The organism is Pseudomonas sp. 14P5.3.2 (assembly GCF_057799175.1).
The window spans coordinates 60,598-82,471 of sequence record NZ_JBYOKU010000018.1 but is presented as its reverse complement, the minus strand read 5'-3'; the positions used below and the strand labels follow the sequence as shown (position 1 = coordinate 82,471).

18 protein-coding genes are annotated in these 21,874 nt (G+C 62.2%); 10 read left to right on the top strand and 8 right to left on the bottom strand.

Features of this window, described 5'->3' with window-relative positions; translation table 11 throughout:
- Positions 1-13: 13 nt before the first annotated feature.
- Together thiE and AC27VU_RS16440 are read right to left on the bottom strand one after the other, a co-directional pair.
- Positions 14-637 (bottom strand): thiamine phosphate synthase, encoded by a 624-nt coding sequence (gene thiE / locus AC27VU_RS16445; RefSeq protein ID WP_262141409.1) that lies wholly within the window; start codon positions 635-637, stop codon positions 14-16.
- Between the two features lie 18 nt (positions 638-655).
- Positions 656-1,453, bottom strand: a complete 798-nt coding sequence (locus AC27VU_RS16440) for a hydroxymethylpyrimidine/phosphomethylpyrimidine kinase (RefSeq protein ID WP_007960553.1) — start codon at positions 1,451-1,453, stop codon at positions 656-658.
- A gap of 441 nt (positions 1,454-1,894) precedes the next feature.
- Between AC27VU_RS16440 and AC27VU_RS16435 the strand changes: the two genes are divergently transcribed.
- The 4 genes from AC27VU_RS16435 (at position 1,895) to AC27VU_RS16420 (ending at position 8,387) form a co-directional block, all read left to right on the top strand.
- On the top strand, positions 1,895-4,249 hold the full coding sequence (locus AC27VU_RS16435) for a 7TM diverse intracellular signaling domain-containing protein (protein WP_488724460.1): 2,355 nt from the start codon (positions 1,895-1,897) through the stop codon (positions 4,247-4,249).
- 97 nt (positions 4,250-4,346) lie between these two features.
- Positions 4,347-5,996: an acyl-CoA dehydrogenase family protein gene (locus AC27VU_RS16430; RefSeq protein WP_488724459.1), complete on the top strand. Its 1,650-nt coding sequence runs from the start codon at positions 4,347-4,349 to the stop codon at positions 5,994-5,996.
- A gap of 183 nt (positions 5,997-6,179) precedes the next feature.
- Entirely contained in the window at positions 6,180-7,679 is a 1,500-nt protein-coding gene (gene amn / locus AC27VU_RS16425; RefSeq protein ID WP_177434769.1) for an AMP nucleosidase, read from the top strand.
- A 72-nt stretch (positions 7,680-7,751) separates the two neighbouring features.
- A complete protein-coding gene (locus tag AC27VU_RS16420; protein WP_134787398.1) occupies positions 7,752-8,387 on the top strand; it encodes a pseudouridine synthase in 636 nt (211 codons plus the stop codon).
- On the opposite strand, the gene AC27VU_RS16415 is transcribed toward AC27VU_RS16420, so the two are convergent.
- Positions 8,382-8,591: a DUF2788 domain-containing protein gene (locus AC27VU_RS16415; RefSeq protein WP_003228500.1), complete on the bottom strand. Its 210-nt coding sequence runs from the start codon at positions 8,589-8,591 to the stop codon at positions 8,382-8,384. The two genes, AC27VU_RS16420 and AC27VU_RS16415, sit on opposite strands and share 6 nt — an antisense overlap.
- Positions 8,592-8,870: 279 nt before the next feature.
- Positions 8,871-9,350, bottom strand: coding sequence for an Lrp/AsnC family transcriptional regulator (locus AC27VU_RS16410; RefSeq protein ID WP_007909658.1), 480 nt, complete (start codon positions 9,348-9,350; stop codon positions 8,871-8,873).
- Positions 9,351-9,814: 464 nt separating this feature from the next.
- Between AC27VU_RS16410 and AC27VU_RS16405 the strand changes: the two genes are divergently transcribed.
- Positions 9,815-10,864, top strand: a complete 1,050-nt coding sequence (locus AC27VU_RS16405; RefSeq protein WP_488724458.1) for a DUF6515 family protein — start codon at positions 9,815-9,817, stop codon at positions 10,862-10,864.
- On the opposite strand, the gene AC27VU_RS16400 is transcribed toward AC27VU_RS16405, so the two are convergent.
- The gene (locus AC27VU_RS16400) at positions 10,858-11,766 is read right to left on the bottom strand and encodes a cation diffusion facilitator family transporter (RefSeq protein ID WP_003228494.1); all 909 of its coding nucleotides are present in this window, start codon (positions 11,764-11,766) and stop codon (positions 10,858-10,860) included. The genes AC27VU_RS16405 and AC27VU_RS16400 overlap by 7 nt on opposite strands.
- A gap of 9 nt (positions 11,767-11,775) precedes the next feature.
- Positions 11,776-12,195, bottom strand: a complete 420-nt coding sequence (locus AC27VU_RS16395) for a hypothetical protein (protein WP_003228492.1) — start codon at positions 12,193-12,195, stop codon at positions 11,776-11,778.
- A gap of 362 nt (positions 12,196-12,557) precedes the next feature.
- Between AC27VU_RS16395 and hrpB the strand changes: the two genes are divergently transcribed.
- On the top strand, positions 12,558-15,077 hold the full coding sequence (gene hrpB / locus AC27VU_RS16390) for an ATP-dependent helicase HrpB (RefSeq protein WP_488724457.1): 2,520 nt from the start codon (positions 12,558-12,560) through the stop codon (positions 15,075-15,077).
- Positions 15,078-15,080: 3 nt separating this feature from the next.
- On the opposite strand, the gene AC27VU_RS16385 is transcribed toward hrpB, so the two are convergent.
- Positions 15,081-15,998, bottom strand: a complete 918-nt coding sequence (locus AC27VU_RS16385) for a LysR family transcriptional regulator (protein WP_488724456.1) — start codon at positions 15,996-15,998, stop codon at positions 15,081-15,083.
- A gap of 222 nt (positions 15,999-16,220) precedes the next feature.
- Between AC27VU_RS16385 and AC27VU_RS16380 the strand changes: the two genes are divergently transcribed.
- The 4 genes from AC27VU_RS16380 to AC27VU_RS16365 all read left to right on the top strand — a co-directional run bounded on the left by AC27VU_RS16380 (position 16,221) and on the right by AC27VU_RS16365 (position 20,674).
- Positions 16,221-17,711: an aldehyde dehydrogenase gene (locus tag AC27VU_RS16380; protein ID WP_488724455.1), complete on the top strand. Its 1,491-nt coding sequence runs from the start codon at positions 16,221-16,223 to the stop codon at positions 17,709-17,711.
- Between the two features lie 339 nt (positions 17,712-18,050).
- A complete protein-coding gene (locus AC27VU_RS16375) occupies positions 18,051-19,037 on the top strand; it encodes an ABC transporter substrate-binding protein (protein ID WP_103486196.1) in 987 nt (328 codons plus the stop codon).
- A gap of 9 nt (positions 19,038-19,046) precedes the next feature.
- Positions 19,047-19,850 carry an ABC transporter permease gene (locus tag AC27VU_RS16370; RefSeq protein WP_103486197.1) on the top strand — a complete coding sequence of 268 codons (804 nt, stop codon included), beginning with the start codon at positions 19,047-19,049 and terminating at the stop codon, positions 19,848-19,850.
- Positions 19,838-20,674 (top strand): ABC transporter ATP-binding protein, encoded by an 837-nt coding sequence (locus tag AC27VU_RS16365; RefSeq protein ID WP_488724454.1) that lies wholly within the window; start codon positions 19,838-19,840, stop codon positions 20,672-20,674. The genes AC27VU_RS16370 and AC27VU_RS16365 overlap by 13 nt, the downstream gene beginning before the upstream one ends.
- A gap of 115 nt (positions 20,675-20,789) precedes the next feature.
- Here AC27VU_RS16365 and AC27VU_RS16360 read toward each other — a convergent pair whose 3' ends face one another.
- Complete coding sequence (locus AC27VU_RS16360; protein ID WP_488724453.1) at positions 20,790-21,869, bottom strand: endonuclease/exonuclease/phosphatase family protein; 1,080 nt, start codon at positions 21,867-21,869, stop codon at positions 20,790-20,792.
- Between the last annotated feature and the right edge of the window lie 5 nt (positions 21,870-21,874).

The following is a 21,874-nucleotide window of genomic DNA, read 5'->3' as shown; positions in this document are numbered from 1 at the left end:
TCGGGCTCTCAAATCAGATTTTCAGAAGTTCGTTGAAGGCGCGGGCGCGGCGGGTCACTTCGGCGGTGCTCTCGGCACCGAACAAACCGTGGACCACCGCCAGCAGGTCGACCCCGTGGGCCACCAGCGGCCCGGCATTGTCGAGGGTGATGCCGCCAATCGCGCAGACCGGCAGGTGCAGCTTGCGTTTGGCCTCGTCGAGCAGATCGAGGCTGCAGCTTGGCGCGCCGGGTTTGGTGTTGGAATTGAAGAAGCGGCCGAAGGCGACATAACTCGCGCCTTCCTTGGCGGCCTGTTCAGCCAGTTCGAGCTGCGCGTGGCAGGTCGAACCGATGATCGCCTTGGAGCCGAGCAGGGCGCGGGTCGGCGACAGCGGGCCGTCGGTCTGGCCCAGGTGCACGCCGACGTTGAGACGCGCGGCCAGTTCGGCGTCATCGTTGATGATCAACTGCGTCTTGTAGCGCTCGCACAGGTTACGCAGCGCTTCGGCCTCGCGCAGACGGCGGGCCTCGTCGCTGCTTTTGTCGCGGTATTGCAGCAGGGTGACGCCGCCTTCCAGCGCCGCCTCCACGTACGACAGAAACTTGCCCGCCAGCAATTGGCTGTCGGTGATGGCGTACAGGCCACGGAGTTTCATCAGGCAGACCTCACGACGTTACGAGCAAAAATCCAGCGGCAGGCGACGTGGCACGAACTGGCCTTTGCCCAGTTGTTCGGCGTCGCGCAGGGTGCGCCAGGTGTAATCCAGTGCAGTACGCACGGCGCTGGCAAGGTTTTCACCCTGGGCCAGCCGACCGGCGAGGGCGCTGGCCAATGTGCAGCCGGAACCGTGATAACTGCCCGGCAAACGCTGGCAATAGAAGGTTTCACGCAGGCCGTCACGGCTGTACAGGCGATTGTGGATTTCAGTTTCGTCGCCATGGCCGCCGGTGATCAGCAGGTTTTTGACGAACGGCAAGAGTTTTTCCGCGCACTCGTCCGCCGTGCCTTCGGGCAATTCGGCGAGAATCCGCGCTTCGGGAAGGTTGGGGGTGGCAATGATCGACAGCGGCAGCAGACGCTCGCGCATCGCATAACCGACTTCGTCCTTGCCCAGGCGTCCGCCGCCGCCAGCACGCAGCACCGGGTCGCAGACCACCGGCAGGTGCGGGTGCGCCGAAAGCAGTTCGACCACGGTGTCGACCATTTCCAGCGAACCGAGCATGCCCAGTTTGACCGCAGCGACTTCGGAGTCGTTGAGCACGGCATTGGCCTGGGCCAGTACCCACTCACGGTCGAGGACGCGGAAGTCAGTGACGTTGACGGTGTCTTGCACGGTCAGGGCGGTGACGGCCGGAGCCGCATGGCAACCCTGCGCGAGCAGGGCTTCGATATCTGCCTGCAAGCCGGCGCCACCACTGGGGTCGTGGCCGGAGAGACAGAGGACAACGGGGCGGGAGCTGTAGATATTCATGGTGCGCGAGCTTACCACCAAACCTGATTTTGGGGTTCAGTCCTGATGGTGTTTGCGAGCAGATTGTCGGACAACACTGCAGCTACCATTGTGGCGAGGGAGCTTGCTCCCGCTGGGTTGCGAAGCAGCCCCCTGCATTTATTCAGGCACCGCGCATTTACAGGTTTTACGACTGCTGCGCAGCCGAGCGGGAGCAAGCTCCCTCGCCACAAAAGCGGATCGCAATGATTGAGCTGACCAACTCAACAGCTCTAGCTCGCTGCTTTGCTCTGAAACGCCCGTTCTAGAGCCTTTGTAGGAAAAATTTCGATGGTGCTCAATGGCCATCAACGGCTATGCTAGTCTGGATCCAAACCAATAACAGGTAATACCGGTTTTACGTCTACTCAAAGGGAATGGGGGGCTTCCTGACACAACCGGACGAGCCACGCTGGGGCTTCAATGCGCTATTTGCTGATGTTGCTGTTCTGCTTGCCCCTCTTCGCAAGCGCCGTCGAGTTCGACGAAAATACCCAGAGCCTTCCCCTGGGCCGCTCATTGCAAGTGTTCGAGGACCCAAGCGGTCAGGCGAGCATCGCCGACGTCCGCGCTCAAGCGGCGGCGGGCAATTTCAAACCTCACGATAAAGCCACGCTCAATGCCGGTTACTCGCGCTCGGCGTTCTGGCTGAAGATCGACCTGCATTACCGTCCGAACAACCCGGCCGCCCAGCGCACCTGGCTGCTGGAACTGGCGTATCCGCCGCTCGATCACCTCGACCTTTATATGGCCGATGCCAATGGCAACTACCGACTGATCCGGCAAACCGGCGACGCCTTGCCGTTCGCCAGTCGCGAGATTCGCCAGAACAACTACCTGTTCGACCTTGAGTTCAAGCCGGAGCAACAACGTACCGTGTACCTGCGCCTGGCCAGCGAAGGCTCGATCCAGGCACCGGTGACGTTATGGTCGAGCACCGCGTACCTCGAGGATCAACCGGTGCGCCTGTATGTGCTGGGGATCATTTATGGCGTGCTGCTGGGGATGCTGGTCTACAACCTGTTCATCTACCTGAGCGTGCGCGACACCAGTTACCTCTATTACATCTTCTACATTGCCTCGTTCGGCCTTTATCAACTGTCGGTGAACGGCGCGGCGGTCGAGTATTTCTGGCCGGACAATCCGTGGTGGACCAACGCCTCCACACCGTTTTTCATCGGCTGCGCCGGCCTGTTCGGCAGCCAGTTCGCCCGCAGTTTCCTGCAGACAAGAACCCACAGCCGCTGGCTCGACCGCTTGCTGATCGCCCTGATCGCATTCGGCGCGCTGGTGGTCGGGCTGTCGCTGATGACCAGTTACGCCTTGTCGCTGCGCCTGGCGACCCTCTTGGCGCTGGTGTTCACCGTGGTGATCTTCGCCGCCGGGATTCTCGCCTGGTGGCGCGGCTTGCGGGTGGCGCGTTATTTCATCATTGCCTGGTCGGCATTCCTGCTCGGCGGCATCGTCAATACGCTGATGGTGCTCGGCCTGCTGCCGAACGTGTTCCTGACCATGTACGCCAGCCAGATCGGCTCGGCGATCGAAGTGGCGCTGCTGTCGCTGGCGCTGGCCGACCGCATCAACGCCATGCGCGAGCAACAGGCGCAGACTCTGTTCGATGCCGGGCAGAAACTCGAAGTACTCAACCAGCAGTTGGCCCATAGCAACAAGCTCAAGGATGAATTCCTCGCGACGCTGACCCACGAATTGCGCACGCCGATGAACGGCGTGATCGGTTCGCTGGAACTGATGCAGACCGTCGAGCTGGAACCTGAACTGGAGCAATACCAGCAAACCGCCGCCGGTTCCGCCCGGGACATGATGCGCATGGTCAACGGCATCCTCACCCTCACCGAACTGCAGGCCGGCAAGCTCAAGGCGACGCCGGGCAGCTTCAGCCTGCGCGCGGTGGTCGAGGCCTTGCGCGTGCAGTTCGATGGCAACGCGGCCAGCAAGTCGCTGGACTTCAAGGTCGAGGTGCTGCCGACCCTGCCGGATCGCTTGCACGGCGATAGCGCTAAACTGGCGCAGTGCCTGGAGTGCCTGCTGGATAACGCGATCAAGTTCACCCGGGTCGGCGGTCTGGCGCTGCGAGTGACCGGCAAACCGTCGGCGGGCAATCGCTTGGCACTGTCGTTTGCGGTGATCGACACCGGCATCGGTTTCACCGATCTGGGCGAGGCGACGATGTACCAGCGCTTCTTCCAGCTCGATGGCTCGATGACCCGCGAATACGGTGGGCTGGGCGTGGGGCTGGCGATCTGTCGGCAACTGGTGGAACTGCTCGGCGGCAAGCTCACGCACCGCTCCCAACCTGGCAGCGGCAGCCGTTTTCAACTGGATGTCGAGTTCGAGCTGCCGGAAGTCGAAGCGGCACCCACCGCGGACGCGCTGCACGAGCGCAGCCGTGCGCCGCAGGACTGCACGGTGTTGCTGGTGGATGACAACAGCGTCAACCAACTGGTGATGCGCGGCATGCTGCTCAAACTGGGGTTCCGCGTACGCACGGCGGACAACGGCGCGGCGGCGCTGGATTATCTGCAGCGCGAGGCCTTCGATGCGGTGCTGATCGATTGCCAGTTGCCCAGCCACGAAGGGGCCTCGTTGTGCTGCCAGATTCATGGGTTGCCCGGCTGCGCCAATCTGCCGGTGTTCATGCTGGCCCTGGGCACGGATCGCGAGCACTGCGCACCGGGCACGCGCATCGATTACCTGAACAAACCGGTGAAATTCGAAGACCTGCAAACGGCGCTGGAGCGTCGGGTGCTCAGCGCGTAATAGGGTGAAAGCGCCGGAAGTTCGGCGCATATGACACTTTGATCAGCGGCGGACCGGTGCTTAACTGGATTCCTTGGCTGACCAAAGGAGCCCCGCCATGAACCTGCATCAGTTCGCCGAAACCCACGAAGTCACCAACCAGCCACCGTCGCTGGATGGCGCCAACCTGTACCGCATCGACCTGCCATTGCAGGAGTGGTCGCGCCGTTTTGGTGCCGGTTGGGCCGAGTCGCGGATCGACACCTATGGCGCTCTGGCCGGTGGGCCGCTGATGGAAGCCGGGTTCCTCGCCAATCAGAACAAACCGGTATTCGTCAGCCATGACCGCTACGGTCATCGCATCGATCTGGTGGAATTCCATCCCGCTTATCACGAGCTGATGCGCACCGCGATCGAACATGGCCTGACGTCGTTGCCATGGGCTCATCCGCAGGACGGCGCGCATGTCGCCCGCGCGTCCATGAGCTATTTGCACAGCCAGGCCGAGGCGGGCAGCGGTTGCCCGTTGACCATGACCTTCGCCAGCGTCCCGGCCATGCGCTTGCAGCCGGATCTGGCCGAACAGTGGCTGCCGAAGATCCTCGCCACCGAATATGACCCGCGCAACATCGGCATGGCGCACAAGGCCGGCGTGACCATCGGCATGGCGATGACCGAAAAACAGGGCGGCACCGATGTGCGCGCCAACACCACCAAGGCCTATCCGGTGGGTGCCAGTGGTCCGGGCCAAGCCTATGAACTGCTCGGGCACAAGTGGTTCTGCTCGGCGCCGATGTGTGATGCGTTCCTGACGCTGGCGCAGACCGACAAGGGCCTGACCTGCTTCCTGCTGCCGCGCCATCGCCCGGACGACACGCGCAATCAGTTCTACATCCAGCGCCTGAAAAACAAACTCGGCAACCAGTCCAACGCCTCCAGTGAAGTCGAGTTTCGCGGCGCGCTGGCGTGGATGGTCGGCGAAGAGGGGCGCGGCGTACCGACCATCATCGAGATGGTGGCGATGACCCGTTTCGATTGCATGGTCGGCTCCAGCGCCTTGATGCGTCAGGCGCTGACCCAGGCCAGCCACCACTGCGCGCACCGCAAGGTCGGTGGCAAATTGCTCAGCGAGCAACCGTTGATGCAGAACGTGCTGGCCGATCTGGCGCTGGAAAGCGAGGCCGCACTGGCCCTGAGCCTGCGCATGGGCAAGGCGCTGGATCATCTGGATGATCGCCATGAAGCGCAATTCGCCCGGCTGGTGACGGCGGTGGGCAAATACTGGATCTGCAAACGCGCCCCCGGAATGATCAATGAAGCTGCCGAATGCATGGGTGGCGCGGGGTATGTCGAGGAGAGCATTCTGCCGCGCCTGTATCGCGAAGCGCCGGTCAACTCGACGTGGGAAGGCTCGGGCAATGTGCAGTGCCTGGACGTATTGCGTGCGCTGTCGAAAGAACCGGGTGTGCTCGATGTGTTGTTCAGCGAATTGGGCGATGGCCATGGCGATAAGCGCTTGGCCGCGCATATCCAGCTGTTGCAGGCACAGTTCAAGGACACCAGCGACATTCAGTATCGGGCGCGGCAGTTGACCGAGGACATTGCGCTGGGGCTGCAGGCCAAGCTGTTGCTGGAGGCCGGAAACTCAGCAGTGAGTGATGCGTTTATTGCCAGCCGTTTGAGCGGTGGCGGCCGGGTCTACGGTGCACTGCCGCGTGGGCTGGACGTCGAAGCCATCGTCGCCCGCTCAACCCCGCAGGGTTTCTGACCCAACACAAATCCCCTTGTGGGAGCGGGCTTGCTCGCGAATGCGTTGGGTCAGTCAATGGATAGGTCGACTGACACTGCGCATTCGCGAGCAAGCCCGCTCCCACAGGGGGATCTCCATTGATAGGGAGATTTGGGTATAGCCACAACGCCACTGTTCCCGTGACGCGATGTTGCAGGCAAGATGAAGCTCTGCAAGTCAGAACACAGGAAGCTGATCGTGACCGAAGCGTTTATTGTCGTTCAAACCGCCGAACAAGCCGTGGATCGTCTGGCCGAGCTGCATGAGCGGGCCACCACTGCGCTGAACTCGGCGCTCAAGCGGTATCTCAAGGATCGCGTCGAGCCCGACGCCGAACAGCGTGCTCTGTTTCGTTACCCCGAACTGCGTCTGACCTACCTGTGTCAGGGCGAAGTGCCGCAGACCACCCGCGCCTACGCCAAGGTGCAACTGCCGGGCACCTACAGCGTCACCGTCACCCATCCGAAGGCGTTCCGCAAATACCTGCTGGAACAGCTGGTGCCGTTGATGCACGACTTCACCGTGACCGTGGAAGTCGGCGTCAGCCAGCAGAACATTCCGTATCCGTACGTGGTCGAGCAGGGCGATGAACTGGCCGGCTCCGGCGTTACCGCTGCGGTGCTGGCGCGGGTGTTCCCGAGTACCGACCTGTCCGCCGCCACCGATGGCATCGCCGACGGTCTCTACGATTGGGAAAACACCGATCCGCTGCCACTGGCGCTGTTCGATGCCGCGCGCGTCGACTTCTCCCTGCGTCGCCTGGTGCACTACACCGGCAGCGACTGGCGTCATGTGCAGCCGTGGATCCTGCTGACCAACTACCACCGCTACGTCGACCAGTTCATCGTTCATGGCCTGGAACAACTGCGCAACGACCCGCGTTTCGTGCGCATGGTGCTGCCGGGCAACGTGATCATCGAGAAGGGCATGGATCACGGCGAAGCGTCGGCGATTGCCGCTGGCGTGGTCTGGCACCGCTACCAGATGCCGGCCTATCACCTGATCGCCAATGACGGCCACGGTGTGACCCTGGTCAACATCGGTGTCGGCCCGTCCAACGCCAAGAACATCACCGATCACCTGGCGGTGCTGCGTCCGCATTGCTGGCTGATGATCGGCCACTGTGGCGGTCTGCGGCAGTCGCAGACCATCGGCGACTACGTGCTGGCTCACGCCTACATGCGTCGCGACGGGATTCTCGACCGTGTGGTGCCGCCGAACATTCCGATCCCGGCACTCGCCGAAGTGCAGCTGGCGCTGCAACAAGCCGCGGCCAATATCACCGGCGAGAAGGGCGAAGAGCTGAAAAAACGCCTGCGCACCGGCACCGTGTTGACTTACGACGACCGCAACTGGGAGCTGCGCTGGGCGCAGGAACGTCCGCTGATCAACCTGTCCCGCGCCGTGGCGGTGGACATGGAAAGCGGCACCATCGCCGCCCAGGGTTATCGCCTGCGGGTGCCATACGGCACGCTGCTGTGCGTTTCGGACAAACCGCTGCACAGTGAAATCAAGCTGCCGGGCTCGGCCAACGCGTTCTACGAGCGTGCGGTCAGCCAGCACTTGAAGATCGGCATCGAGGCGGTGGATCTGCTGCGCACCGAACTCAACTCGCTGCACTCGCGCAAACTGCGCAGCTTCGACGAGCCGCCGTTCCGTTAACGGTTAGTCGTGGTCATTTGGCGGTCGGGGCACTAGCATTGTCAGCCCAGATCGCCAGATGTTGTTTTGCCCATGTCCCGTCCACCGCGTCCTCCTTCCCGCCGTCCCGGTGCGAAGCCATCCTCCTCAGCTCCACGTCGTGTCGCCAAGGCGCCGCCGGCCGAGCCGAAGCTGATCCTGTTCAACAAACCGTTCGATGTGCTGACGCAGTTCAGCGACGAAGGCGGGCGGGCGACGCTCAAGGATTACATTGACGTGCCCGGTATCTATCCGGCCGGACGCCTTGATCGCGACAGCGAAGGCTTGTTGTTGCTGACTAATGACGGCCAGTTGCAGGCGCGCATCGCTGATCCGAAACACAAACTGGCGAAGACTTACTGGGTGCAGGTCGAAGGCGTGCCGACAGGCGAGCAGTTGCAGCGTCTGCGCGAAGGTGTCGAGCTGAATGACGGCATGACTTTGCCTGCCGAGGCGCGACAACTGGAGGAACCTGAACTGTGGCCGCGCAATCCGCCGGTGCGCTTTCGCATGACGGTGCCGACCAGTTGGCTGGAGCTGGTGATTCGTGAAGGGCGCAACCGTCAGGTACGGCGGATGACCGCCGCGGTGGGGTTGCCGACGTTGCGGCTGGTGCGGGTGCGGATTGGCGACTGGACGCTCGAAGGGCTCGATCAGGGTCAGTGGAAAGAAGTGCCGGCGCGTCTATAGAGCGCCGGATTCGATCAGGCCGATCACCACACTCTTGATGATGAATGCGGCCACGCCCAGGCCCAGGACGAAGAACAGGATGAACGAGCCGAAACGCCCGGCCTTGGACTTCTTCGCCAGATCCCAGACGATGAAACCCATGAAAATGATCAGGATGCTGACCAGGCCAGTCATCATCCACTCTTCGAATACTGCAGGATCCATTAGAGTTCTCCGGCATGCGCGCGGCTAAAAGGGCGCGGCGATTATATGCCAAGGTTCGTTGGGTGGCATTGATCTGGGTCTGATCCGAAGCCTGGCCCTCACCCTGGCCCTCTCCCAGAGGTAGAGGGGACTGACCGTGCGATGCTCACGAGTTACACCGACCTGATCTTGCGTCTGTGAATCCATAATCGACTCGAAGGTTCAGGTCGATGGATGATGCCAGACGCCTCGGTCGGCCCCCTCTCCCTCCGGGAGAGGGCTGGGGTGAGGGGCTTTTGATTAGCTGCGCAGATGCGTCAGCGGCAATTCAGTGCTATTGAGCACCTGATTCAACACAAAACTCGAACGCACGCTGGTTACGCCTTCAATCCGGGTCAGATGCCCCAGCAGCAGCTTCTGATAATGATCCATGTCCGGCACCACCACTTTCAACTGATAGTCGGCATCCACGCCGGTCACCAGGCTGCATTCCAGCACCTGCGGCAGGGTGCGGATCGCCGCTTCGAAGTTCTCGAAACGCTCCGGTGTGTGCCGGTCCATGCCGATCAGCACGTAGGCGGTCAGGCTCAGGCCGAGCATCTTGCGATCGAGCAGGGCGACCTGGCGCGAGATGTAGCCGTCGTCTTCCAGTTGCTTGACCCGGCGCGAGCAGGGGGAGGGCGACAGACCGATGCGCTCGGCCAGTTCCTGGTTGGAGATGCGGGCGTCGCGCTGCAATTCCGCCAAAATGCTCAGGTCATAACGGTCGAGTTTGCTCATGAATCTGTCCTTGGTTGTAACTATTGCGGCGGATTATCTATCCAGGGTTAAAAATTGCGCAAGCGGTGTTTATTTGAGCAATCTTCGCAATCCTCTGTCGCGCCTCGCGGCCTATTCTTATCACCAGAATCACTGCTCGGTAACACAGTCCACTGCGGCCCGCCCAATCAGGCCCGCCGCGGCCACCACCCCCACCGGGGATGTGCCGGCCCCCGAGCTGCACACTGTCCAGAAGACGGCGTGAGGTGAGCCGACGTCAAAAGCGTCGAGCCAGGACGAAGTTCTCTAAAGGGAGGCCGACGGGTCTCCCTTTTTTCTTGCCTGCGATTTGCCCGCCACGGAGAATGCCGGCCTCAATAAATAAGTTGCGTGACTGATAACCTGTCGCAGAACCCGGACTGTGGTTTCCCGGTCTTAGCTACAGGTCCACTCAATTACAGGCCTAGCCCGCAGTGAGGAAAAGCATGAAGTCGCGCATCTGGCGTCTGGCCAGTGTTGGTTTGCTATGTGTGAGTGTCAGTGCGCAAGCGCTTGCCGATGAGCCGCAGAACCGTGGTCCCGAGAATGACGGGCGTGGTCCGGAGCATCAGGGCAACAATCAAGGCCATGGTGGCAACAATCCGCCGCACGGGCAGAACAATCCGCCGCCGCAAAACCAGCCGCGGCCGCAGAACAACGAAATCATTCGTGGCGACAACAGCCGCCAGTTCGAGCACAACGGCCAGCAGCACAACAATGGCCAGTGGCAGAACCAGAACCGTGCGCCGAACTCGCCTGCTCCGGTTCATCAGACGCCACCGCCACCGGCCAACAACCTGCCGATCCAGCCACGGCCCGACGCCGTGCGCCAGACTCAGGAGCCGCGCCAGGGTTACTACCGCGACGAGCGTCCGCAAAACGGCTACAACAACCAGCACTGGCAGGCCGGCAACAATCGGCCCAACGATAATCGCTGGCCGGGTCGCCCGGACGGGCATGGCAACGGTTGGGGCCCCGGCCCGCAATACCGCCCGGGGCATGTGATCGACCGCTTCCCGGATCGCGAATACCGCGTGCCGTATCGCGGCCAAGACTACTTCTATTCCGGTGGCTACTGGTATCGCCCGCAAGGCCCACGCTACATCGTCGTGCAGCCGCCACGGGGCATTCGTACCCACTATCTGCCGGACTACGCCCGTGAAGTGTGGATCGGCGGTGCGCTGCTGTTCCTCGCTGCCGGTTCGTACTATGCGTATGAGGAGTCGACCCAGGATTACGTGGTGGTCGAGCCGCCGGTTCAGCCGCCGTCACCTCAACCACAAAGCCAGGGGTATGACGTGCAGGCTTATCCGGCCAACGGCCAGTCGCCGGAGCAGGTGCAGCAGGACGGTTATCAGTGCTACCAATACGCCGTGCAGCAGAGCGGTTTCGATCCGCGCACCGCGACGTATCAGCCGGCGCCTGAAGTGGTGCAGGCGTACCGTCAGGCCCAGGGTAATTGCCTGAGCAGTCGCGGTTATCAGGTGTCTTACTGAATCCGGGTTTGTGCCCGTTCGGTCTTGACCACTTCCTGCGGGTCGGCGTGCACCAGCACTTCGGCCCGCGGGTAGGCGGCGTGAATCGCATCGGCCGCCTGATCGCTGATGCCGTGGGCGACTGACAAGGTCAGCTCTCCCGGCAATTCCAGATGCAATTGCACAAACCAGTGGTTACCCGAGATCCGTGTGCGCAAGTCATGCGCGCCCAACACACCGGGTACGCCGCAGGCCAGTTCGAGCATGTGCTGACTGACATCGGTTGGCAGCTCTTCATCCATCAGCACCGAAAAGCTTTCTCGGGCGATCTGGATCGCACTCCACAAAATGTACCCGGCAATCCCCAGGCCGAACCACGCATCGAGTTGATGAAAGCCCATGCCGGCGAGGATCAGCGCGATCAGAATGCTGCCGTTGAGCAGCATGTCCGACCGGTAGTGCAGCGAGTCGGCGCGCACGGCGTTGGAGCCGGTCTGCTTGATTACTCGATGTTGCAGCGTCAGCAACGCCGCGGTCAGCAGCAGTGAGAATACGATCACGCCGATGCTCAGCCACGGCGCGCCCAGTGGCTCCGGTTGCTGAATGCGCTCATACGCCTGAAACGCAATCAGCACCGCACTGCCACCGATGAACAGCGCCTGCGCCATGCCCGCCAGCGATTCGGCCTTGCCGTGGCCGTAACGGTGATCGTCATCGGCCGGGCGCAGTGCGTAATGCACCGCCAGCAGATTGAGCAGCGAGGTGACGCCATCCAGCGCCGAGTCGGTGAGGCCGGCGAGCATGCTCACCGAACCGCTCAGCCACCAGGCGATGGCTTTGGCGATGATCAGCGTGCAAGCCACCGCCACCGAAGCGCGGGTTGCCAGCCGCAGCAGGCGGGCATGTTCGGGGCTGGTGGTCATGTGATTTCCTTATGCGGCGGGTTGCAGGCCAAACATCGCCAGTTGTTGCGTGCTGCCCTTGTGCTGGATCAGGCGCGGATCGTCCAGTGGCAGGTTGCGGCCCAGTTCAGTTTCGAGAATAGCCTGCAACTTGAGGTTATCGACCTGACCGTCCGGGCCGACCGCCTGTTTGAGCTTGGCCGGATCGACCTGAGCGGTGTGGCCCGGTTCGAAATAGATCGCGCCAGTGGTGAAGTCGACCGCGAAAGCGATCAGGCCGGGAATGACGTAGAACAGCAGGCCCACTGCGTCGAGCACGGCAATCGCCGGGTCGATCTTGCCGTCGATCTGGCCACGACGATCCGGGTAGAAAATCGAACCGCAGGCCGTGAGTTGAGTGAGCAGGGTGGCGACCAGTACACCGCCGATCAGGCGAGAAGGTAAGCGCATGGAAAATCTCCTGAGTCATTTGAAAACGAAGCGTCGTCATTTGAAATTAAGACCCTGACAAACGCCCGGCAGTTCGCCGTTATACTCGCCCTCGGCAGGGCGCGCCCACAGTAAATTGCGGCCTCGTCTCACCCCACCGAAATACGTTGAGGATTGAAGTTGTTTTCTCCAGATCGACACCGCGTGAAGGTTGATGAATCCTGGCGGGGTTCGGCCCTCCGGGCTAAAGCTGTGAACGCGCCATGCTGCGTTGCGGAACTTGGCAAGGAAACGACCCTTACCTGCGTCCCGCGCCTTGCCTGGCACGCTCACAGCTTTAACGCGACTCGCAATTTACTGTGGGCATGCCCTGGGGAGCCAGCATGATTTCTTTGCCGATCGATGAAGTTTTACCCGCCCTGCGTGAAGCCTTGGCGACACGCCACGAAGCCGTGCTCGAAGCACCGCCCGGCGCCGGTAAAACCACCCGCGTGCCCCTGGCCTTGCTCGATGAAGCGTGGCTGGCCGGGCAGACCATTCTGATGCTCGAACCGCGCCGTCTCGCTGCGCGTGCAGCCGCAGAACGTCTGGCCAGCGAACTGGGCGAGAAGGTTGGCGAAACCGTCGGCTATCGCATCCGCCTCGACAGCAAGGTCGGCCCCAACACCCGTATCGAAGTGGTCACCGAAGGCATCCTCACCCGGCGTCTGCAGGATGATCCGGCGCTGGAAGGCGTCGGTCTGCTGATCTTCGACGAATTCCACGAACGCAGTCTCGACGCCGATCTGGCCTTGGCCTTGAGTTTGAACGGTCGTGAACTGTTCCGCGCTGAACAGCCGCTGAAGATTCTGCTGATGTCCGCCACGCTGGAAGGCGAGCGTCTGGCCGGGTTGCTGGATGACGCGCCGATCCTGCGCAGCGAAGGGCGCATGTACCCGGTGACGATGCGCTGGGGCCGGCCGTTCCAGCCCGGCGAGTACATCGATCAGCGCGTGACCCAGACCGTCATCGAAGCGCTGCACGATGAAAGCGGCAGCTTGCTGGTGTTCCTCCCGGGGCAGGCGGAAATCCGTCGCGTGCATCAGCAACTGAGCGATGCCATCGGCGAGCGTGAAGATGTATTGCTCTGCCCGTTGCACGGCGAACTGGATCTGAATGCCCAGCGCGCTGCCATCGACCCGGCGCCGACCGGCCAGCGCAAAGTGGTGCTGGCGACCAACATCGCCGAGACCAGCCTGACCATCAACGGCGTGCGCGTAGTGATCGACGCCGGGCTGGCGCGGGTGCCGCGTTTCGACCCGGGCAGCGGCATGACCCGCCTCGATACGCAGCGCATTTCCCGGGCCAGTGCCACCCAGCGTGCGGGCCGGGCAGGGCGTCTGGAGCCGGGCGTGTGTTACCGCTTGTGGTCGCAGGATCAGCACGAGCAACTCGCCGCTTACGGCAGTGCGGAAATACTGTCGGCGGATCTGGCGAGTCTGGCGCTGCAACTCGGACGCTGGGGCGTGACCCCGGGCGAACTGGTGTGGCTCGATGTGCCGCCGGCAGCGGCCTATGCACAGGCGCAGGATTTGTTGCAGCGCCTGGGCGCACTTGAAGGCGAGGCGTTGACTTCCCACGGTCAGGCCATGGCCGAACTGCCGGCGCATCCGCGCATCGCCCATCTGTTGCTGCGCGGTCAGGCGCTGGGGCTGGCGAACATGGCGTGCGACGTCGCCGCACTGCTCGGCGAGCGCGATATTTTGCGCGGTGCCGGTGCCGATCTGCACAGCCGCCTGGTGCTGCTCTCCGGCGAAGAACGCGCGGCGCGTGGTGCTCAGGGCGGCGTGCAGCGCGCCCGGCAACTGGCGCGGCAATATCGCGGTTACCTGCGCGGCAAGGCCAGCGCGCCGGTCAGCGATCCCGATCACCCGCGCTGGCTCGGAGCGTTGCTGGCGCTGGCCTACCCGGATCGTGTTGCCCAGCAGCGGCGTGCCGGTGGCGCCGAATATCGTCTGGCCAATGGTCGGGCGGCGTTGTTTGCCGAAGCCGACAGCCTGATGAAGGAAGCGTGGATTGTCATCGCCGACCTCGGCAGCCGTCAGGGTCAGCGTGAGGAACGGATTTACCTGGCGGCGGATTTCGATCCGGCGCTGTTCGATTCGGTGCTCGCCGAGCAAGTGCACGTCGTCGATCAACTGGACTGGGACGAGCGCGAAGGCGTGCTGCGCGCCGAGCGTCAGCGCAAGGTCGGCGAACTGATCCTCAGCCGCGAACCGTTGACCGGTCTCGACGAAGCGGCGCGCAGTCAGGCGCTGGTCAATCTGGTGCGGCGCAAGGGGCTGGAGTTGTTGCCGTGGACGCCGGAGTTGCGGCAGTGGCAGGCGCGGGTTGCCCTGTTGCGGCAATTGGATCTGGCCACGCAGGATGACAGTCAGTGGCCGGATGTCAGCGACGCAACGTTGCTGAAAACCCTCGAGCATTGGTTAATGCCTTACCTGGGCAAGGTCTCGCGGCTCAGCCATTTCGCCAATCTTGACCTGTCGAGCATCGTCCGCAATCTGCTGCCCTGGCCGTTGCCGCAGAAGCTTGATGAGCTGGCGCCGCACCACATCAGCGTGCCGTCGGGGTCATCGATTCGTCTGGATTACAGCGAACAGCCACCGATTCTCGCGGTGCGTTTGCAAGAGCTGTTCGGCCTCGCCGAGACGCCGCGAATTGCCGGCGGCCGGCAAGTGGTCAAGCTGCACCTGTTGTCCCCGGCGCGCCGGCCGGTGCAGGTGACGCAGGATCTGGCCAACTTCTGGCGCAGCACCTATGCCGAGGTGAAGAAGGATCTGAAGGGGCGTTATCCGAAGCATTACTGGCCGGATGATCCGTTGGTGGCCGAGGCCACGGCGCGGGCCAAGCCACGCGGCACCTGAAGATCAAAAGATCGCAGCCTTGCCCGTCAGTTGTTCCCGGCAATAATCGGCGAACAACTGCGCCGGTTTGGTCAGTTGCCCGCGTTTGAGCCACGCGGCAACCAGGCCTGAACCGGTGACATCTTCGACAATGTCGACGCACACTACTTTCTTGCCGTCATAGGTGCACTCCGAGTGCGGCTTCGTCACCAGCACCGAGAAGCCAAAACCCTGGCCGACCATGCCGCGCACCATCTCGATCGAAGGCGAGCTGAACTCGATGCGCGGGGTCAGGCCAAGTTCTTCGAAAAGACTGACGAAGTAGGTTCGGCTCGGCTGCACGTCGAGCAGAATCATCGGTTCCAGGCACAGATCGCGCAGCGATACTTGCTTGTACTCGGCGAAGCGATGATCGGCCGGCAGCAGCGCATACGGCCGTTGTGCCGGCATCAGCGGTTCGGTCTGGATGGTGGCATCCAGTTCGTGTTCGTAGAGGATCACCAGATCGAACGTACCCGAGGTCAGGCCTTGCACCAGTTCCTGCTGCTCGCCGTCGCGGATGCGGATTTTCACTCCCGGATACAGCGCGGAAAATCCGGCAATCAACTGCGGCAGGTACAGCGGCGCGACGGTTTCGAAGCAGCCGATGTCGATCTGTCCGGCGACGATATCGTTGTCGGCGAGGGCGTTCTGCTCGAACTCCCGGGCCATGCGCAACAGCTCCTGCGCCTTGCGAAAAAACCGTGCACCGCTGGGCGTCAGGGAAACGCCCTGAGCGTGATGGCGGATCAGCAGTTGCACCGCAAAGCTGTCTTCCAGACCCTTGATCGCCGTAGAGATCGCCGGTTGCGCGATGTACAGCTTGCGCGAGGCTTCGGCAACGCTGCCGCATTCGACGGTGGTGATGAAGTATTTCAGCTGACGCAAATTGTAGGCGGCCACGGCAAACCTCAGGACGAGCGGACTCGACTTCCAAGCAATTTGTGCGCCGCCGCGTCCGCTGCGCGACGATGTTTTTGTCCTTGAACAGTAGTCACCCACAGCGGTTTTAGGGAAACCGATTGAGCAGTTTTTTCATTGCCTGCGAAGACATTTTTACTATTTTTCGCCCGTCCGGGCCTGCGCCACCATCGACTGCACAATAACGTCCAAGGAGCATTCGACGTGTTCGAACTTGCAGAGTGGCAGCGCCAGGCCGTTGCCTTGAAGTTTCCCGATAAAGCCGTAATCAATGGCCAGCACTGCACCGCGCAATCGGGGCAGACCTTCGCCGCGGCCAATCCCGCCACCGGCCAGTGGCTGGCCAATGTCGCCGCGTGTGGCGAGGACGATGTCGACGCGGCGGTGGCTAATGCGCGACAAGTGTTCGAGGCCGGCACCTGGGCACAACGCCCGCCCGCCGAGCGCAAGCAGGTGCTACTGCGTCTGGCCGACCTGCTGATGGAGCATCGCGAAGAGCTGGCCCTGCTCGATTCGCTGAACATGGGCAAACCGGTGATGGACGCTTACAACATTGATGTGCCGGGCGCCGCCGGGGTGTTTCGCTGGTACGCCGAAAGTATCGACAAACTCTACGACCAGATCGCCCCCGGCGCCGTCAATGTGCTGGCGACCATCACCCGTGAAGCGCTGGGCGTGGTGGCGGCGGTGGTGCCGTGGAATTTTCCGTTGGACATGGCCGCGTGGAAGCTCGCGCCGGCACTGGCGGCGGGTAACTCAGTGATCCTCAAGCCGGCCGAGCAATCACCGTTTTCCGCGTTGCGTCTGGCCGAGCTGGCGCTGGAAGCGGGCCTGCCGCCGGGCGTGCTCAACGTGTTGCCGGGGCTGGGTGAGCAGACCGGCAAAGCCTTGGGCCTGCACCCGGATGTCGATTGCCTGGTGTTCACCGGCTCAACTCAGGTCGGCAAGTATTTCATGCAGTACTCGGCGCAATCCAACCTCAAACAGGTGTGGCTGGAGTGCGGCGGCAAGAGTGCCAATCTGGTGTTTGCCGATTGCAAGGATCTGGATCTGGCGGCGGAAAAAGCTGCGTTCGGGATCTTCTTCAACCAGGGCGAAGTGTGCTCGGCGAACTCGCGGTTGCTGGTCGAGCGTTCGATTCATGATGAGTTTGTCGAGCGCCTGAAAGCCCAGGCCGAACTCTGGTTGCCGGGGGATCCGCTCGACCCGCAGAGTCGTGCCGGGGCGATCGTCGATCAGCGGCAGACGGCGAGCATCATGCGCGCCATTCGCGGTGCCGAGCAGGCGGGTGCGAGTCTTGTGTGTGGTGGTCGGCAGCGGCGCTTGAACGGCTCGGACAACTTCATCGAACCGACGATTTTTACCGGCGTGAATGCCGACATGGCGCTGTTTCGCGAAGAGGTGTTCGGCCCGGTGCTGGCGGTGGTGCCGTTCGATGGTGAAGACGAGGCGGTGCGCCTGGCCAACGACAGTGTATATGGGCTGGCGGCGTCGCTGTGGACCGATGATCTGCATCGCGCGCACCGCGTGGCGCGACGACTGCGGGCGGGTACGGTATCGGTCAACACTGTCGATGCCCTCGACGTGACAGTGCCGTTCGGCGGTGGCAAGCAATCGGGATTCGGCCGTGACCTGTCGCTGCATTCGTTCGACAAATACACCCAGTTGAAAACCACCTGGTTTCAGTTGCGCTGATTGCGGTTGATTCAAAAGCAAAGATCGTAGCCTTCGGCAGCTCCTACATGGGCCAGTGTTGCTCTGTGTAGGAGCTGCCGAAGGCTGCGATCTTTTGCTTTCAAAGCTGTGCACCATCTCCGCTCAGGTCGCGCTTTTACGGTGCGTCTTAAGCAGTTTTTTCATCATTTGCAGCCAACAATTTCCTGATTTTCCTCAGCCCGCACATGGGCCACCATCGATCTTGCCAGCCCAGTGTTTCCCGCCAGAGTCCAGCAGAGACCGCAGCGTGAATTCACCTCATCGGGGCCGGCCGTACTGCCCATGACAAAACTAAATCAACAGCGTCGGGAGTGCTCCATGATCAAGTCCTTGTGTATCCGTCTCACCCATCCTCTGGCAATCACCGCCCTGGCCGCCACGGTCGCGACTGGCGCCCAGGCCGGCACCCTGTCCATCGGCCATACCACCTGGGTCGGCTACGGCACGCTGTACCTGGCTCAGGACCTGGGCTACTTCAAGGAAAACGGTCTGACTGTCGAATTGCCGGTGGTTGAGGAAGCTTCGATGTACATGGCCGCCCAGGCCTCCGGGCAACTGTCCGGCTCGGCCTCGACCATCGACGAAGTGCTCAAGTACCGTCCGCAGTTCTGCTTCAAGGCTGTGGCGGCGCTGGATGACAGCCATGGTGGTGACGGCGTGCTGGTCGGCAAGGACGTGAAGTCGTTGCAAGAGCTCAAGGGCCAGGCGGTGGCCGTCAACGAAGGTTCGACGTCGCAGTTCTGGCTGTCGTACCTGCTGAAAAAGAATGGCATGAAAATGAGCGACATCACCGTGCAGAACATGACGGCCGACGATGCCGCCACCGCGTTCATCGCCGGTCGCGTGCCAGCCGCCGTGACCTGGGAGCCGCACCTGTCGATGGTCCGCGACAAGCAGCAGGGCAAGGTGCTGATCGACAGCAGCAGCACGCCGGGTGTGATCGTCGATGTGGTGGCGCTCAATTGCAGCGTCATCGAAAAACAGCCGCAGGACGTCAAGGCGCTGGTCGCCGGTTTGTACAAGGCGGTCAAGTACACCCAGGAACACCCGGACGAGGCCTACGCGATCATGGCCAAAGGCGTCGGCGGTTATCTTTCTGATCCGAAGGAACTGGCCGCTGCCGCCAAAGGTGTGCGTTTCTACGATCAGGCCATGAGCGAAAAACTTCTCGGCTCGCCGGGCAAACCGGGTGACAGCGCCGCGTTGATCAAACTCGCCAACGAGACCGCCAGTGAACTGCAAGGCAAGCCCTACAACGTCAGCCACGACGAGCTGGTCGACAACCGTTTCGTCAGCCCGCTCTAGGAGGTCCGCATGTTCAAGCGCAAATCATGGCTGAGCCGCTGCCTGACGCCCAAGACCGGATTGCCGGTGCCAGTGGTGTGGAGCGCCAGCGGTCTGGCCTGGGTGTTGTTGATCGGCCTGTGGGCCGGGTTGTCCTACGGCGGCATCGTCCCGGGGATGTTCCTGCCAACGCCCGGCGCGGTGCTCGAAGCGGCGGTGCGCCTGAGCCGCGACGGCACCCTCGGCACGCATGTGTGGGCCAGTGTCGAAGTGGTGATGGTCGGCTTCATTGTGTCGTCGCTGGTGGCGGTGCCGCTGGGGTTGTTAATGGGCAGCTTTCGCATCGTCCAGGCATTCCTCGAACCGCTGGTGAACTTCATTCGCTACCTGCCGGTGACCTCGTTCGTGCCGCTGTTCATTTTGTGGATCGGCATCGGTCTGGAGCAGCGCGTGTCGGTGATCATCTTCGGCGTGTTCTTCCAGCAACTGGTGATGATCGCTGACGTCTCCAAAGCGATTTCCAAGGACCTGATCAACGCCTCTTACACCCTCGGCTCCAATCGCCGCGATGCGGTGCTGCATGTGATCGCCCCGGCCTCGGTGCCCGGCGTGCTCGACACCTTGCGCGTGACCATGGGCTGGGCCTGGACCTATCTGGTGGTGGCTGAACTGGTCGCGGCGTCGAGTGGCCTCGGTTACTTGAGTCTGAAAGCCATGCGCGGTTTTCAGGTCGACGTGATTTTCCTCGCCATCGCGATCATCGGTCTGCTGGGTCTGGTCACCGATCAACTGTTCCGCTTTCTCCGCTTGAGGGTTGCCGCATGGGCTCAGTAACCGCCGCCAATCATCGTTTCATCGAACCGCGTGCTGCCGCGCCGCAAGCCGCCCCGCGCCTGCAAGTGGACAAGGTCAGCCTGCGCTACAAAAAGCCCGATGGCGGTACGTTCACTGCGCTGGAACAGGTGTCGTTCGAGGTGCCGGATCAGCAGTTCGCGGTGCTGGTCGGGCCGTCGGGTTGCGGCAAATCAAGTTTGTTGTACCTGACCGCCGGCCTCGCCGAGCCGACTTCTGGCGAGATCTACGTCGGCGGTCAGCAAGTGCAAGGCCCTGGTGCCGATCGCGGCATGGTGTTCCAGAGCTACACGCTGTTTCCGTGGCTGACCGTGCGGCAGAACGTCGAGTTCGGCCTCAAGCGGCGCGGCATGCCGGCGGCGCGGCGCAAGGAGATTGTCGATTATTACGTCAATGAGGTCGGCCTCAGTGGCTTCGCCGACAGCTACGCCAAGCAACTGTCGGGCGGGATGATGCAGCGCGTGGCGATTGCCCGGGCGCTGGCCAATGATCCGCAGATCCTGCTGATGGACGAACCGTTCGGCGCACTCGACAGCCAGACCCGTTTGCAGATGCAACAGCTGTTGCTGCGGGTCTGGGGCAACAGCAAAAAGACCGTGCTGTTCGTCACCCACGATATCGACGAGGCGATTCTGCTCGGCGATCGGGTCTATGTGATGGGCGCGAAGCCGGGGCGGATCAAGCAAATCCTCGACGTGCCGATCGAGCGCCCGCGCTCACTGGACATGGTCATGGAGCGCGCGTTTATCGACATGAAGCGGGAGATCTTCGGGCTGCTGCATGACGACCTCGAGGAAGTGCATTGATCACATGAACCCCTGTAGGAGCTGCCGAAGGCTGCGATCTTTTGATCTTGTTTTTGAAGATCAACAGATCGCAGCCTCGTTTCACTCGACAGCTCCTACAGGGGGCAATTGGTGATCAGGGGGTGGCGGGCAGCAGGAACCGCGCAATCACCGGCAAATGATCGGAGATGCGCAGCGTATCGTCCTGGCGCACCATCGCCTCGATCCGTTTGATCTTCGGGCTGTAGAACAGGTAATCGACTGTGCGATCCGGGCCATCGAGGCCGGGGTCGTTGGGGTAATGGGTCAGCCAGTGGGCGCGGTCGATGCCGCTGGCTTCGTTGTTGGTCGGGATCATCGGGTACTTGTCCCATAACAGATGCAGCGCGCTGTCCACGGAGTAGGGCTTGCGCTGTTCATCGGGCAGGCGTTGGTACTGGCCCAGCGGCAGCAGATTGAAGTCACCGCCGATCAGCCATGGCAGGCCCTGGCTTTCGTACGTGTCGAGCACTTTGGCCACCGCCGTCACTTGCGCCCGCAAGGTGTCGTCCGGTTGGCTGGCGCGATCCAGATGGGTGTTGAACACCGTCAGTTGCCCGCCGTCGCTCAGCGGCAGTTTGGTGGCGAGGAGGGCGTCCTTGGGTTCGAACTGGCGCGAGATGAAATTCGCCGGGGGTACCGGCAATTGCAGGCGTTCGGCATGTTCGATGCGATAACGGCTCAGGGTCGCCAGTTGCCGGCCGACGCTGCCGAAGATGTGCGGGTCGGGGACAAAATCGGCCTTCCAGTCGAAGGCGTGGGCGCTGCATGGGTAAAGGTCGGTGACCCGTTCTTGCAGCAGCTTGAGCTGATTCTGGTAATCGCTGGCCTTGGCGCCGTCATCCAGTTCCTGCAACAGAACCACGTCGGGCTGCTCGTCGCGGATCACCCGCGCCACTTCGTCGAGGCTGAAAGCCATGTCTTCCAGGGTTGGCGACTCGTCGTCGCCGTGGGCCAGATCGTTCCAGAACACGTAGCGCTTGCCCGCCAGGTACTGCACGTTCCAGGTCATGACTTTCAGGGCTTGTCCGGGCACCAGGGTCGGCGGCGTACCGATGCAGCTGACCGGCAGGGTTTCGCGGGCGCCGGGGCGCCATGTCAGGCTGTAGATCAGCCCGCCGATCAGGACGATGGCGAGCACAATCAGCAACAGGGTGTAGCGCAGTAGACGGGGCATGGCTC